The following is a 15784-nucleotide window of genomic DNA, read 5'->3' as shown; positions in this document are numbered from 1 at the left end:
GCACCCCTTTAGCAGGCGGCGGCCGGGTCGAAACCCGCAATTCAGTCTTTCATCGATTGCTCGCGTAGCGCGTCAGCCAGCAGATTAAGCCCTAGGACGAACGACATCAGCGCAATGCTGGGCGGCAGCGCAGGGTGGATGAAGGAGCGCAGTACTCGCGAGGCGTCCTTGATAGCCGTCCCCCAGTCGGGACTATCCGGGGGCACTCCAAGCCCAAAATAGCCGAGCGTTCCAAGTAGAATGGTCGTGTAGCCGATGCGCAGACTAGCGTCGACTATTAGCGGCCCGCGTGCATTGGGCAGGATCTCCCACAGCATGATGTACCAGGGCGATTCACCGCGCGTCTGCGCCGCCGCCACATAGTCGCGCGTCTTGATGTCCATCACCAGGCCACGCACGATGCGGAATACGCCGGGGCTAGACCCGAGCACCACCCCGACGAATATATTAAGTTCATTGGAACTGATTTGCATAATGCCGAGAGGATCTGCATCGAAGATGAGCCCGGCATAGACCCATCCGCCGATGACGAAAGTCAGGCCAAGCAATAAGTATAGGCGGTCCGGTCGGTTCTTGTAGCGCGTCCAGACTAAGACGCTGAAGAAGATAATCGGAAATAGAAAGATCAAAGAGGCTAGCGCTCGCGGGATAGAGATCCCGACTCCGGTCATATTGCTGAACCAGTTATCGAAAGACAATTCGCGCACCTCGGGTGTTACCAAAAGGTAGAAGAGAAGGATCACCGGAAACGCCATTAGCATGTTGGCGAGGAAGGACAGGACGGAATCGATACCTTTGCCGTAGTACCCCGCCGGCAGTCCCAGGCCGACGCCCGTTATTAGTGCGAAGGCGGTCGCAAGCGGCGCGATGGCCACTACGATGCGGCTGCCATAGATCATGCGGCTGAATACGTCTCGCGCTAGCGTGTCGCCGCCGAAATAGTAGATACCGCTGCCGTCAGGCATAGCGGTTCCGGGTAGCACCGCCTTCATGACCGCCACCTGGCTGACAGGATCGAATGGTGCGATAATTGGTGCAAACACGGCCGTAAGCAGCCAGAACAGGCAGATAACAAAGCCAGCGATCCCTATCCCTGTTTTGAAGAGATCTCCGTAAAGCCCGAGTTTGTCACGAAAATGGAAACTGAGCGGCAGCCAGATCGCCATTGCGAGCCAGACCGGCCAAAACCGGCTGAAAACGCCGATTGAGGTGTAGAACCATCCTATGGTCTCAACTTGCATATGAATGCCCTACTGTACCCGAATGCGTGGATTTAGATAGGCATAGCCGATATCCGACATTAGTTGCGTGACCATCACGAGGGCCACTGACACCAGCGAGCAGCCTAGCAGCATATCGATATCATTGTTCGCCGCCGCCTCATTCAAGATAAAGCCGAAACCTTGGTAGCGGAACATCGTTTCGACGATTACCACACCCGTGAGCAGCCATGGAAACTGCAGCATGATCACTGTGAAAGGGGTAATTAATGCATTACGCAGCGCGTGCTTGATGACCACCCTTGAGAAGGACAGACCCTTTAGTCGCGCAGTGCGAATATACTGCTGCGTCATCACTTCGACCATGGAAGCGCGCGTCATCCGAGCGATGTAGCCGATATCGTAAATAGCCATGGTTATAACCGGCAGGGTGAAGTTGTAGAAGGTGAGGCCTTGTGCTGTTGCCGACGCCGACGAGCCGTTCAACCATCCTAACCAGGAGGCGAAGATCACTGTGAAGATGACGCCCGATACGTATTCGGGCGTGGCCGTTGTCACAATTGACACGACTGAAAGTACCCTGTCGGTGGGTGTTCCCTCCCGCATGCCGGCAAGAATGCCCATCAGCAGTGAAATCGGAATCACGGTGACCATCACCCAGAACATCAGCTTGGCAGTGGCCACTAAGGCTGGCTGGATCTTTGCTGCCACAGCGGTCCTGAACTTGGTCGAGCAACCGAGATACCCCTGGAGCACGCCCGCAAACTGGCGGGTCTCAGGCTCGGGACAGAAGCCGAATCTTAGCATTGGCTTGCCAGTGATGGAATTGAAGCTGGGATCCTTCGGCCAGATTCCGATCCACTGGCCGTATCGTTTGAAGAATGGCTCCCGAAAATTGTTCGCCAGCAGCCATTTTTCAACATCGACGGCGCTGGCGCGATTGTTGGTCTGATTTAGCGCAAGCTTTTTAAGATTAGGCTCCAAATTGACTAGGTAAAACACGATTAGTGTTAGCGCGACCATGGTCAGCGCCATTGCACCCAGGCGGCGGAGAACGAAATTCAGCAAGTCAACCTCCCGGAATTATTCACATATTCATTGTCGGCCCACACCTAGCCAGGGGTCCCAAGGACAATGGTTCGGAGATCAAAGCCCTCCATAGGTATCGCGGTTCCAGTCCATGTATGCTGCTTGAAAACCATTCTGCAGAATTGCTTGCTAAGCCATACCTCAAAAACGGCCGCGGCCACAGAACCTGAATGTAAATTCGCATACCGGTTAGAACAAAGTGTCGGAGTAGGGTGACCCGCCGCGGACGACTACGGTATCTTCTCGTTGCTTTATTGCATTCGAATGGGTTCACAAGAGTGCCGATCATGCTCCGTGATGTGGTGCCGGCGAGGTGGCTCAACCCACCGCTCCCTTTGGCCCTTCCACGTCCGCAATAGACCATGTGGCGTCGGTTCCGTAGCCGGAAAAGATCGCATTTGATATAGACTCGCTTCATGTCGCAACTCCGCGATCGTGTACCTAAATGCACGTGCTCTTTGTCTTTGAAGCGGCCCCTTTGCAAAATACGCATCACGTCATGGCGTGCGAGTTCCAGCGGCTTGCACGATAGGCATATCATCGTCAGTTACAGTGGCCAGAGAGGTTTCGCGACGCTCGGGCGCCTCGCGAGTCACGGCACGACCGTCAATCCCTTTAGGGGAAGGCCTGCAGAAGGCTCCATTGCGCACATGAATCCAACTGCGCAAGCGTGGAGATCCAACATCTGCCAAGCGACCGCAAGGCTAAGCCAGTCGAGTCTTTATGGTTGCCAGTCTGCAATCTGCCCCGCCGTTTTGATACGACTGTTCAGGCGCAGCGTTTGCCTTCAGGTATCGATGCCTCCGTCGATTGCTCGGCATGCTTGAGACGACGTACGACATGCCCGATTAGTTCGACGGTCCGCGGGGTCCATTCCACAAGATCGAGGCGATGCGATGGCGTGGTATCGAGGGTGCCGTCTATAAGCGGTTCTACCTTGCAAGAGTTTGCCCATGCCGACTGACTTTGAAGAAGTGAACGAGGCTACACGTACATTGATGGTGGATGCACCCGCCGCTGCTTACGGCCGCGACGGATGGTAGCGTTAAGGTGCCTTTCTCAATAATGCGGTAGGTATAGCGCGACAATCTGGGAGAGACGCGCTCTCACGTTGATTGCCGCGCCGCAGGTAGGAATGCTACGGAACCGATGGCAAGGCTAGGAGGAGTGCGTTGGTGCCCCAATTAAGGCCTTCTCGACAAGGCCGTCCACCAGAGAAGAGCTGATATCATCGTGGATTCGGCAAAGCCTCCACTGGCCCGGCTCGGCATCTCGCCAACAGCTCATCAATAGGAGACACTATTGAAGGCGTAGGAAGTGCCGGAACCGCCTACGCCAGCGCGGTCTTACCGCTAGGAGCGACGTGCAATACCCAAGGAATTTCTTTCGCACTGCCCGTGGCGGGCGATTGAGCCGGGAGAAGCCACTTGGCGACAGCCAAAGCTCATCGGCGCGCACGTGCTTCTCCACGGTCCTACGCTTCGTCTCCCTATTGATTGACAAGACGCCAGTCTCACCATAACCGGCGTGGGATGACCCTAAAGCCCGACAACGCCTTAACATACTAACTTGGGAACTCGGGCGCGGATGTATCCGCCTGTCGGTTCAATCTCGTATCAAACTATATCCGTCAGACTTCATTCCGACGTTCTCAGCCGGACCACGAGCGCCACGTCCCGCTGGGCTCAATCGCTCTTCCACCATCGGCCAACTCCGCCCGCGATAAAGTCGCTTGGCCCTTCCCATCTTGCTCACGAATGTGAGCGACATAAATTGCATTCAAGTCAAGCAAAAAATTTTACGCATTCTCAAAACGTCCGCTGCTCCCTATTGTCGGCATGCCGCTCATAATCCTCGCTTGATCAGAGGGCGATTTTTTGAGCTGTGAGACATGCTGGCAAACAATCGTGGGACCAGTTCTTGGGAGGTTTAGATGAAATATTTTACCAAGCTTGGCAAACCTATGCCTAAACTGTTCGATAGCCTGGCCGAAGACGCAAAAAAGGGGAGGGTGGACCGCCGCGAGTTTCTCGCGCTCGCTTCCATTTTTGGCGCGTCGACAGCAACGGCATACCTGATGCTGAACGCCGTACCTCCGGCGCAAGCCGAAGAAACGCCCAAGAAGGGGGGGACTTTGCGCATTGCCGCAGTGGTTAATCCTCCAAAGGACCCGCGTGTAGAAGACCTAGATGCCAACGTAACCCGACACTTCATTGAACCATTAGTCAAGTACACCAACGAATTTACCTTCGAACCGCGGCTTCTTGAAAGCTGGCAAATAAATGATACCGCAACAGAATACATGTTGCATTTGCGGAAGGGGGTTAAATGGAACAATGGAGATGACTTCATCGCGGAGGATGTGTTGTTCAATCTAACCCGTTGGTGCGAGCGAGATGTGCCTGGAAATGCAATGGCCGCGCGCATGAGTTCGCTCATCGACGATAAAACAAATAAATCGGCAGATGGCGCTATTACAAAAGTTGACGAGTATACGGTTAAGATTACGCTGAACAAACCAGATATTACGATTGTTCCCGCATTTACAGACTACCCGGCGCTAATTGTGCACAGGGACTTCGAAAAGAGCGGGGCGGATCTCATAACCCGTCCCGTTGGCACAGGAGCATTTGAACTGGTGTCATGGGACGTCGGCCAAAAGGCGGTCCTAAAGCGTCGAACCAACGGAACTTGGTGGGGCGGAGAAGCCCATCTGGACGAGGTGCAATTTATTGACTATGGCAGCGACCCCTCCGCTGTTCAAAGTGCTTTCGAATCCGGAGAAATAGATGCGAACGCCCAGACCATCCCCAATCAGGTGCCAATCCTCGATAAGCTCGGCTTGGTGAAGTCTGAAGCGAAAACAGCGGCAACGATCGTGTGCCGCACCCACGTTGCCAGTAAGCCCTATGACGACCCGCGGGTGCGCAATGCGCTGCAGCTGGCAGTCGATAACGATACTATTTTACAAATAGCCTACAACGGCTACGGCACGGTCGCTGCGAATTATCATGTCGCACCGCTGCACCCTGAATATTACCCAGTTCCAGAAAAGAAAAGGGATGTTGAAGCTGCCAAGCGCCTCATGACCGAAGCCGGCCAGATGGACTTCGAGCACGAGATCATCAGCGCCGACACAGATTGGCTTAAGGATTTCGCGGATGCTATTGCCGCCCAGTTGCACGACGCCGGATTCAAGGTGAAGCGTACGGTTATACCGGCGGCCACTTTCTGGAACGGGTGGTTGGAGTACCCACTTTCAACAACAAACTGGAATATGAGGCCGCTTGGTGTGCAAAATCTGGCACTTGCCTATCGGGGCGGGACACCATGGAATGAGTCGGGATGGTCAAACCCAGAGTTCGATGAGAAACTCGACGCAGCACTGAAAGTGCCGGATCCTCAGAAGCGCAAAGAGATTATGAAGGATGTTGAGACGCTGCTGCAGGATTCCGGTATAATCATTCAGCCCTTTTGGGTGTCATTGTATAACCATTCGACGAAGCACGTAAGGGGTTATGCTATGCACCCGGCGCAAGAGATTGAAGTCACCAAGGTCTGGCTTGACCCTGCTGCATGAGCTGAACACTCTAAGTCGACGGGTGTTCGAATATTGCAAGAAAGTCTTGCCCGGGGTCATCCCACGCATGCGCGGTCTCGATGTTAACGCAGTCCGAGCATGCGTGTTGAGCTATTTGTCTTGACCCGCACAGCACGACGTGAGCCTTGAGACCGCCATTCGGGATGATCGTTATGACAAACAACTCTCTTCGCCCTGAGTTCATGAGAACTCAGCCTGAGTCCTCCCTTGAGACGGCTGGTATGGCCGCAGCTCGCGCCGCTCTAGGTATCTTTGACCGGCGTTCTGACTTACTGCGGGAATTTCTGGACGCGCCGTTTGGGCGACATAGTGCCGATCTGCGCTTTATTTTGGACGTTATGCGTTCCCAGCCGATGGCTGGCAAATGGTTCACCATCATGACCAAGCCATTTAGTGAATGGCGCGCAGCTCGCTGGTCTCCAGACGGGCATGCCACCGAGACGGCGCCAACGAGTTTTCATTCGCGCGAAGATGTTGAGCGCTGGGTTTTCAAACAGCGTTGGCGAGATCTCATCGGGACGCTGCCGGAGGAGCACGATAATGCCTGATCGCCCTGTAATCTTGGCTTACGCTGACCGTACCAGTGTAAAAACTGGCGAGAGTTTAGGGTTCGCGGTTAGTTGCCTGAACCTCGATAGCTTCGACTGCGATTTCGTCAGGCTGCTCGGCTTTGATGCTGGACCGGAGATGCCGCCGTTCCAGCCGCCCGTCATCCCCGTTCCGGAGGCAAAGCGTTATCCCGGAAGCGAAAAACCCATTTTTGCTGGTTCCTATGTCAAGGTCGCCGGATCACACCGGTTTGAAGATCTTGCGTCCGTAACCGTGTGCGCATACGTTATGCCTACACTTATTGGCGGCCAGCCGCGCTGCGTAATCAGTACTTTAGCTTCCGGAGGGCTCGGGGGGATAGCCTTACGGCTGGAGGCTGACGGCTGCTTGGCCGCGATACTTGGGGGTCCAAATGAACCGCGGATCTACCGCGTTGTTGGGCCATTGCCTCTTTGGCTCTGGAGCTTCATTGCGCTGAGCTATAACCACCAACGCCGACAATTGCACATTTTTGTGCAAAGCCTCGCTTCCGGGACGCATGACGATGTTGGCACAAATTGGCTAACCGTTGACGATGTGGACCCGCCCGAGCGCGGCGATGGCGGGGTGCTCATAGCGGCCGGTCTCGATGAAAATGGAATTCCTTGCCATCACTTTAATGGAAAGATCGAGCGTCCCCGCATCTTGGCTGCGGCGCTGTCAATCGACGAACTCACCGTTTTGGCATCACGCAGGCCAACCGACCCTTTGCGTTGGCCATGCCTAGCGGATTGGAATCTGCTGAGTGAGCCAGCGTCAGAAATGGTTCGGGATGAATCTGACTTCGGCCACCACGGCGTGTGCGTAAATCATCCCACCCGCGCCGTCCAGGGATTGCTTTGGGAAAGCCCAACGACGGATTGGCGCCAGGCACCAGAACAGTACAGTGCGGCCCATTTTCACCACGACGATATCGAAAGCCCGGGCTGGCAGGAAGACCTGCGGCTTACCGTTCCGACTGACTGGCCGAGCGGTTGCTATGCGGCCCGGTTGCGGGGCGGGGATGCGGAGTTTTTTGTACCGTTTTTCGTACGGAAGTCTGCCGATGCTGTCGGAGATGTCGCCTTTCTGGCACCGACCGCAACCTATACGGCCTACGTCAACATGGTAACCCAGCAGCAGAGAATAGAGTATGGACTGGGTTGCCTTGGCTGCTTCTACACGCCGCTCGACCTTCTGGCTACTGAACTGCCGGGGCTTGGTAAATCGCTCTATGATGCGCACGACGATGGCAGTGGCCGGTGGATTGGATCTTTGCGCCGGCCAGTATTGAATATGCAGCCTGGAGGCTGGCTGTGGAATTTTCAGATCGATCTTTGCCTTCTCGGCTGGCTGGCCCGGGCAGCCCCAGATCACCAAGTCCTGACGGACGAAGACCTGGACCGCGAAGGTTTGGCAGCCCTGGATGGTTGCCGCGTGCTTGTGACGGGAAGCCATCCTGAGTATTGGTCGTTAACGATGCTGCAGGCCCTAGATGGCTTTCTCGCAAGGGGCGGACGGCTCATGTACCTCGGTGGTAACGGGTTTGGTCACACGATCGATTTCCATCCCCAACGGAATGGCTTGGTTGAACTTAGGCGGCGCAGGTCCAAACAAGGCCGGGTCAGTGCCGGTGACGTCCATAGCAGCTTCACTGGTCGCCCCTGCGGCGCATGGGCAGAACATCTGGGCAGACCCGAACAGGCGCTGGTAGGCGTCGGATACCTGGCCGAGGCCTTCGACCGCGGCAGCTATTATCGCCGCCTCGCCGCCAGTGATGATGCTCGAGCCCGCTTCATTTTCGCGGGTGTTACAGAAGATGTCATCGGTGACTTCGGCATATTCGGCGGAGCCGCTGGACTCGAAATTGACATAGCTAATGTGGAGCTAGGGACGCCGCGTCACGCGCTTGTGGTCGCCGCTTCCGAGCAGCATGGTAGTTCGTATGCACGCGGACCCAGCGGGCTTAGCTATTTCACCGGACTGTGGAATGATGCTCCAAAAGACCCGATTCGTGCCGATATGACATTCTTTGAGACACCCGCAGGCGGCGCAGTGTTTTCTGTAGGATCGATCGCTTGGGGCAGCAGTCTTCCGCACGCCGACTATGTTAACAATGTCGCACACATAAGTGAGAACGTACTAGGCCGCTTTCGCGATCCGGCCCCCTTTCAAATGCCTCGTAAGTGAGACTCTAATTCTCTCGGATCGAATACGGGGTCTCAGGTGTGTGAGCAGGCATCGACGATGGGCAAGGCTTTAGAGCATATTGCCTACATCACATCGGCCGCGGACCTGTATACAGAAGAGGGACTCGGCCGAATGAGCAGAGTGGAGCGTGGAAACGAGGCCTCGGTTTCGTCGGCGACATTCGCGCCGCGCCGAGATCCCACTTTCCGAGCGGTATGGCTTGCCGCGCAAGTCTCAAGCTTGGGCTGGCTGATTCAGACCGTCGCCGTCAGTTGGCTGATGGCCACCATCTCAACTCGGACGTGATGGTCGCCCTGGTGCAAACGTCCACGACGCTGCCGGTGTTCCTCCTGTCGATCTTCGCCGGCGCTATTACCGATAATTTCAGCCGCCGCATTGTCATGGCACTTGGCTGGTGGTTGAGTACGCCTCCGGCGAGGACTTCACCGGCCTTCACCGGGCTTCACCGGTAGGGGTACGTGGTTGATTGCTGCGTCTTCGATCATGCTGACTGCTCTTGTTGGGATGGGGCTTTACAGTTCCTGGGTGATCCTCGCATTCAGCTGTTTGGCTGGATGGGGCGCGGCTTTCACTGATCCAGCTTGGCACGCCTCCGTTGGCGATATCCTGCCAAAGCGGGAAGTTCCAGCCGCGGTCACGCTGATCTCGGTTGGATATAACGCCGTCCGCAGCATTGGCCCCGCCCTAGGCGGCATTGTGGTTGCGTTCCTCGGACCGCTGACGCTTTCGCCTTAGCGACGGTGACCTACATGACAATGCTGGGGGTTATAAGGCGTTGCAAGTGGAGTGGCCGCTCTTCGCCTCTTCGCCCGGAGTCGTTGACCACGGCTATCCATGACGGTGCGCGCTTCACACTGTCGGGAGAAATCAAGGCCGCAATCGCGCGAGGCGCGCTTTTTGGCTTGACGAGCATCTCGATACTGGCTCTGCTGCCCTTGGTCGCCCGTGATCAGATGCGGGGCGGATCAGTCGCTTATGGATTCTGATGGCTGGATTTGGGGTGGGCGCCTTATGCGCCGGCATCCTCCAATAGCATGCTAAGACGATCGTTGTCACAAGGAGCGGCTGACGATACTGGCCTGCATTGTGTGCGCGATCTGTTGCCTGTCTCTTGCTTTTTCGATCTCCTTGGTAGTGGCGACTGTTGCCCTAACACTTGGCGGTGCCGGGTGGGTCGTCACCTGGACGAGGCTTGATGTGAGCGTGCAGTTGTCGAGCCCACGCTGGGGCGCTGGGCGCACGCTGTCGATCTACTCTGCGCTGTCCTCGGGCGGCATCGCGGCCGGCAGCTGGCTGGGGGGGTGGCCGAAAATTATTCGCTCGCCCTAGCGTCACGAATATAACAGCCGCGGATTGCAATTCATCCATGAGCCCGCCGAACTGAAACAGGCCGTAGAGATGACGGTCACCCAGTCTGCGCAGGATGCTCTCGTGGAAGAATACATTGAGGGGCGAAAGATCACCGTCGCGCTGCTTGGAAACGCAGAGATTGAGGTGTCGCCTCTGGTAGAGCAGAACTTCGGTGATCGCGAAACGCGTCTCATGACTTGGGAAGCGAAGCACGTGGCGGTCGCGGCGCCGCGGAGAATTTGTCTGGCGCAAATCGGAAACAGCCTTAAAGGCGGTGCTGAGGGACATTTCGGTTGCGGCCTTCCGTGCCTGCCTTTGCCGCACTACGCCAGCGTCGACCTCCGGATTGATCGCTCCGGCCAGCCTTTGTCTTGGAGATCAACCACGATCCGTCACTCGATATGGGCCTCCTATGTCGTGGCCCGAGGACCGCCGGACACAGCCTCTCAAGGTTGGTCAACCGCATTCTCGACGCCGCCCACACACGGCATTACGGAACCGGCATTCTGTAAACTCACACGCGCCGAGCTGGAGCCGTGCTTCAGGTTCGGAAGACGCGGCAATCTGCGCGATCGGCTTTGACCCCTGAAGCCTCAGCTCGGTCATTTCGCAGCAGCCGTCGCTTCAAACTTTAGCAAGTCTGATGCCCACGTGGTGATGGAATATTGGCGCTGCTGCCGCCAGTTCCGGGACGCTCCCGGAACTGGAAGCTTTCGCTCCGGCGTCGATAGTCCGTCCCGACCTTTACGGGACGGGATGATATTGGATCTAAACCGTCAGCGCCACCTGAAATCCGCCGACTGCCAGCACTTGGCACGACATTTGAGGCCAATCGCATCTGTGGCGAGACGATCTCCGCACCATCGACAGATCGCCGCATGCTGGTGGTCAAGCAGCCAATCGGCGCATCTTTCCTGATTAGGCTTCCACTACTTATGTGTCATTATTTGTATTCCAAACGAGTAAGCTATCTTCCTCCACAAGTGTTCCTGGAGAAATGACAAAATATTTCATCAGTACGTTATTATAAATGACGTCTCCTAAATAGAAAAACCCAATCTTAACACACATTAGTATAGAGCGCGTGTTATTCGGAAGAATGAATGAGTTCACTTTATCAAGCTTTAAATGCTCGAAAGCAAATTTGACTACTACCCTGCCGGCCTCGACCCCGATCCCTTTCCCGGAGGCCGCAAGGTGGAGGCGAGTTACAAATTCCACGTTATTCGGATCTGCGGGCAGATCCGGGTCGATACACCTCAATCCACAATAGCCAGCGAATTTTCTGGCTTGGCCTTCATCTTTGACGAACACGATCCATAAGCCGAAAGGATTGCGCTGCCAATGATTGATCAAATGAAGCAGTTCAGCTTTCGACTGCTCTAATGTCGGATAGACTCCTTTCATCACGGCGTTTACCACGAACGGATCGCTATGAAGTCCATGTAGGAGAAGCTCGTCGCTATGCGACGGCGGCCTTAGAATTAGACGCTGCGTTTCTAGGATGTGCATGAGAAGAATCCTTTTCTGAGCCGGCGCTAAGAGTCCGTTTTTGAAATTCAAGGATGAGCGTTTCGGCGGATGAGGTTTGCGCCCATTGCGACAAGGATCATTGCGTGAGAGAGGTCGAGGCGCTGCTCGTAGAAGCGCACGAGGCGGCGCCATCGGATCATCCAGCCGAAGGTCCGCTCGACGACCCGGCGTCGGGCAAGCCTTCGAAGCCCGTCTGGTCATCGGATCGACGGATGATCTCAACCACGAAGTCCAGATGGGCGGCCTTCTCCATGAGCTTTAGCCGATCATAGCGCCGTCGGCGAACAGATGCTTCGCCCAGGGCCAGCGCTGGCGGATACCATCCAAAATCGCCTGAGCTTCGGAGATATCGGCCGGCGTCAGGTTGACCATCAACAGCCGCCCATCCGTATCGACTGCGATATGGCGCTTGCGTCCGATGATCTTCTTTCCGGCGTCGTAACCCCTTGCTCCAGCTTGCGCCAGCCTTGACAGACTGGCTGTCGATCACCGCCGCCGACGGGCTCGCCTCGAATCCGGCCCGCTCACGATCCAGCATCAGCGCCACATCGTGGACGGTCTGGAACAGAAACCGCCGCGCCAGCTCTCGAAACCAGCCATAGACCGTCTGCCAGGCCGCGTTGCGTATCAGAAGCGGTAGGTGACACCTGCGCCTATTAACCAGGGATCGAGGTCCGCCTTCCCCGTCAGCTTCGCGCCGTCCACGGTGACGTCGAAGTCTGGCTTGAGGAAAACCTTCTTCACGTCGAAGTTGACGCCCCAGTGCTGATCCACCATGTAGTCGAACCCGACCTGCAGCGCGGTGCCGAACGTGTTCTTAACATGGAGAGCACCTGCACTGCCGACTTCCTGGTTATAAAAGATCGTGTAGTTCACGCCGGCACCGACATATGGTTTGAATGCGCCGAAATCGGTAAAATGATACTGCAATGTGAGCGTAGGCGGCAGCAGCCAAACCTTGCCGATATTGCCAAGCCCGCCGATCGTTCCTTGGCCCTCGATATTTGCATAGGTGGTGCCGAGTATGAGCTCGGCAGCGATGTTGTCCGTGAAGAAATAGGAGATATCGAGTTCCGGCGTCACCGTGTTTGAATAAGAAAGACCCGAGCCGGGCACTGCATTGACGTAGCCCGAATCCTCTGTGACGACCCCCAACGCCCGCAGGCGGATCTGCCAAGGGCTTGGCGCTTCCGTGACCGAGGCTCCTGCCTGCGGGACGCACGCGGGGTGCGCAAGGTCCGCCGCGACGGCCTGCTGTCCCGCCACAATGAGGATGACGGCCGCTGTTACTCCCCGCGCCACGCCCATTCGCTTTTTCTCCATGCTATTCTCTCCTTGCTCTTCAGAAATGATGCGATGCATTATGAAAAATCCTGCTGGAATCGACGGAGCGCTCATGCGCAGTTTGCGTGGGACGGCGCACATTTTATTTGCGCCGTGCTCGCAATCGTCGACCAGTACTCACTTGTTGAACGTTGCCCTTTGTCTCCGTCCACCTATCGAAGGCCATCGGCTTGCCAGCCGATCGCACTGCGAAGGAAATTGGTGCCCAGGGCAATGAATGCGGCCTGCTCCCGATTGTTCTTGCCGGAGCCGTGCCCGCCCGCGCCGGGCTTCGTAGAAGTAGGCGGGATAGCCAAGAGCCTGCAGCTTTGCGGCCATATTACGCGCGTGGCCCGGGTGGACCCGGTCGTCCCGCTTCCTGGTGGCAAGCAGATCGGTGGATACGGCTGTCCCGGCGTCGCGGCGTGATAGGCCGAGATTTCCTTTAGGAAAATCCATTCCTCCGGCTTGTCGGGATCGCCATATTCGTCAATCCAGCTCGCGCCCGCCAAAAGCTTGGTGTAGCGGCGCATATCGATAACCGAGACGGTGCAGAACAGCGCGCCGAAACGCTCAGGATAGCAGGGAAGCATATTGGCGATCAGAAGGCCGCCATTTGAGCCGCCCTGGGCGGCAATCCGCCTCGGCAGCGTAATGCCTCTTCGCACGACATCAGTGAGACGCTTGCCCACCCTGCGCCCCGCCTCGTGCCAACGGGTGCCGAACTCGCCGCCGCCCCGGATGTTCGCCACCACGCACGTGCCGCCGCGTTCAAGCCACAGTTTGCCGAGCGAGGAGTTGTAGTGGGGCAGGACCGATTTGCGGTACCCGCCGTACGCGGTGAGGTGAACCGGGGCATCCCCGTTCCCATTCGCCGGACCGACCTGCGTATAGGGGATCATCTCACCATCGGTCGAGACTGCCTCATGGCGCGTCACCACCAGCCCGGATGCGTCGAAATTCTCCGGGTCGCGCTTCACGATTACTGGAGCGCCGAGAGGCGCTGCGGCATTGAGGTCTAATAGGAGACGCTTCGGCGGTGTGATCGGGTCCTGAGCCGAAATGAGGACCTCTCCGTTGGTCTCGTGAGGTTCAGCATCGAGCGACCAAAGGTGAACAGTCCCTTCGGTGGGTACGGTGTCCAGCGCTCGGCGCGTCCATTCCTGGCCCTCGGGGGTGAACATCTCCAAACGCGGATCGAGGTTGACGAGGTAGGAGATAATGAGCTTCCCGTTATTCCAGAAGAATGACTGCAGGGAGCGCCTGTCGCCTGTTTCAAAGAGGATGGCAAAACTGCGTTCGCCGGCGATGAAGGAGGAAAGCGAGATGCCGATCAGCGCGTCCCCGGGATGGGTCATCCCTCCCACTGTCCATGGCTTGCGCGGCTTTACCGCCAGCCAGTCGCCGAAGCCGCTCCACGAGGCGTCTCGAGGAAGGGCGATCCGCGTCTTCGGCCCGCTCCTGTCACCGATTCGGCCGATCTTCTCAAAGAAGGTCGACTGCTCCATGAACCAGAGGCGCTCGCTCTCGGCGGTGCGGTCCAGATGGCCGGACACCCCGAGGGATTCGGAACCGGTCTCGAAGATTACCGGCGCGGTGAGCGGATCCGCGCCACGCTTCCAAAACCGAACGGTGCGCGCGTAGCCGCAACGGGTGGCCATGCCATCACCAAGCGCACTGGAAAGCAGAAGCGTGTCAGGGTCGAGCCATTCAATGCCGCCCTTGGCCTCCGCGAGGTTGAAACCGTCGGCGACAAAGCTAAGAGACTCCAGATCGAATTCGCGATGCACGACCGCCTCGCTGCCGCCGCGCGACAGGCGCAGAACGGCTCTTTCCCGTCTCTCCGGCTCAAGGGACGCGCCGCCCCAGATCCAGTCCTCTCCGTCGCTAGCCGTGAGGGCGTCCAGATCAAGCAGTAGCTCCCACTGGGGCTCAACTTTCATGTAGGCGGCAAGGGTGCTCCGGCGCCACAGTCCGCGCGGATTTCCGGCATCTTGCCAGAAATTGTAGAGGTACGGGCCGCGTCGGGTGATCAAGGGAATCTTTTCAGGACGGTCGAAGATCGCTGTCAGGGCCTCACGGTCGTGATCGAACTGCGTTCCACCGAAGTGCCCCAGTGTCCTGGCCGACTGGCTGGCGGTCCAGTCAAGTGCCCGTTCGCCTTCTATATCTTCAAGCCAAAGATAGGGATCATCGTCGGGAGCATTCAGAGTTGGACGGAAATCGAACGCGGTCATGTCCGTACAACCTGAAGAATGAAAGCGCAAAGGCTTCCTTCCGCTCGGGAAAGCTCAGTGTTTGCGGCGGCGACCGCATGCTCGGCGAGCGTGATCATGGGATGAGGTCTTCTCAGTTGGGCGGCGCGGCAGTGCGTTTGCGCATAGGACTTGCATGTGTCGTGCCAACCAGGAAAATCTTTCAGAACAATACGATCACTTTGAGCGCTGTGTCTTATGTCCGACATCGTCGTGGTTCCGACAATGACTGCAACGGTAGGCGCCTGATCGATCTAGTGTAAGTGCGGAGCCCATCTCATCTGGAGCGGCATCAGATGGTGGGCGAGAGATGATGACACTGAAGGAGCGTGGAGCTTGCGGTGTCAATTTCTATGTCTGCGCCTATGTCTGATGATAGAAGTCTTGAGGCGGTTCCGAACCGGAGGCAAGCCCGCAGCGTCTGCGGCGCTGGTCGGCGCAAGCGAAGGCACGGCTGATCGAGGCGACGCTGAAGCCGGGCGCGAATGTGTCGGCGATCGCGCGAGAGGCTGGAGTGGCGACCTCGCAGTTCGGAACTGTCAGGAATTCTGTGCGCGAGGCCGGTTTCGTCATTGGCTGACGAACCTTTCGCCGAAGACGACGGCGAACTGGGTCTTGGCCTCGAACCATTCGCG

At 57.0% G+C, this 15784-nt stretch carries 9 protein-coding genes and 3 pseudogenes; 6 read left to right on the top strand and 6 right to left on the bottom strand.

Annotation, left to right across the window (positions count from 1 at the left end; all coding sequences use genetic code 11):
• Positions 1 to 41 precede the first annotated feature (41 nt).
• Together NKH37_RS32350 and NKH37_RS32345 are read right to left on the bottom strand one after the other, a co-directional pair.
• Positions 42 to 1241, bottom strand: coding sequence for an ABC transporter permease (locus NKH37_RS32350; protein ID WP_352813504.1), 1200 nt, complete (start codon positions 1239 to 1241; stop codon positions 42 to 44).
• A 9-nt stretch (positions 1242 to 1250) separates the two neighbouring features.
• Complete coding sequence (locus NKH37_RS32345; protein WP_502906010.1) at positions 1251 to 2255, bottom strand: ABC transporter permease; 1005 nt, start codon at positions 2253 to 2255, stop codon at positions 1251 to 1253.
• Positions 2256 to 4242: 1987 nt separating this feature from the next.
• Here NKH37_RS32345 and NKH37_RS32340 point away from each other — a divergent pair.
• From NKH37_RS32340 to NKH37_RS32310, 5 genes and pseudogenes are all read left to right on the top strand, one after another.
• Entirely contained in the window at positions 4243 to 5889 is a 1647-nt protein-coding gene (locus NKH37_RS32340) for an ABC transporter substrate-binding protein (protein WP_353042340.1), read from the top strand.
• A 173-nt stretch (positions 5890 to 6062) separates the two neighbouring features.
• Positions 6063 to 6458, top strand: coding sequence for a N,N-dimethylformamidase alpha subunit family protein (locus NKH37_RS32335; RefSeq protein ID WP_353042338.1), 396 nt, complete (start codon positions 6063 to 6065; stop codon positions 6456 to 6458).
• A complete protein-coding gene (locus tag NKH37_RS32330) occupies positions 6451 to 8667 on the top strand; it encodes a N,N-dimethylformamidase beta subunit family domain-containing protein (RefSeq protein WP_353042336.1) in 2217 nt (738 codons plus the stop codon). Before NKH37_RS32335 ends, NKH37_RS32330 begins: the two co-directional genes overlap by 8 nt.
• Before the next feature lie 132 nt (positions 8668 to 8799).
• Positions 8800 to 9990, top strand: a pseudogene (locus NKH37_RS34130) (MFS transporter); the annotation flags it as partial.
• A gap of 51 nt (positions 9991 to 10041) precedes the next feature.
• Entirely contained in the window at positions 10042 to 10620 is a 579-nt protein-coding gene (locus NKH37_RS32310; protein WP_353042332.1) for a D-alanine--D-alanine ligase family protein, read from the top strand.
• 351 nt (positions 10621 to 10971) lie between these two features.
• Here the strand turns inward: NKH37_RS32310 and NKH37_RS32305 are convergent, their stop codons facing one another.
• The 4 genes and pseudogenes from NKH37_RS32305 to NKH37_RS32290 form a co-directional block, all read right to left on the bottom strand.
• Entirely contained in the window at positions 10972 to 11550 is a 579-nt protein-coding gene (locus NKH37_RS32305; RefSeq protein ID WP_353042330.1) for a GNAT family N-acetyltransferase, read from the bottom strand.
• A 47-nt stretch (positions 11551 to 11597) separates the two neighbouring features.
• Positions 11598 to 12184: pseudogene (locus NKH37_RS32300) on the bottom strand (IS5 family transposase); the annotation flags it as partial.
• A gap of 14 nt (positions 12185 to 12198) precedes the next feature.
• On the bottom strand, positions 12199 to 12894 hold the full coding sequence (locus tag NKH37_RS32295) for an OmpW/AlkL family protein (protein ID WP_353042365.1): 696 nt from the start codon (positions 12892 to 12894) through the stop codon (positions 12199 to 12201).
• 173 nt (positions 12895 to 13067) lie between these two features.
• Positions 13068 to 15131: pseudogene (locus NKH37_RS32290) on the bottom strand (prolyl oligopeptidase family serine peptidase).
• Positions 15132 to 15570: 439 nt separating this feature from the next.
• Between NKH37_RS32290 and NKH37_RS32285 the strand changes: the two are divergent.
• Positions 15571 to 15729: a transposase gene (locus NKH37_RS32285; protein ID WP_353042363.1), complete on the top strand. Its 159-nt coding sequence runs from the start codon at positions 15571 to 15573 to the stop codon at positions 15727 to 15729.
• The last annotated feature ends 55 nt before the right edge of the window (positions 15730 to 15784 follow it).

This window comes from Mesorhizobium sp. M1217, from assembly GCF_040318275.1.
Classification (GTDB): Bacteria; Pseudomonadota; Alphaproteobacteria; order Rhizobiales; family Rhizobiaceae; genus Mesorhizobium.
This window is presented reverse-complemented; position numbering and strand designations above follow the sequence as displayed.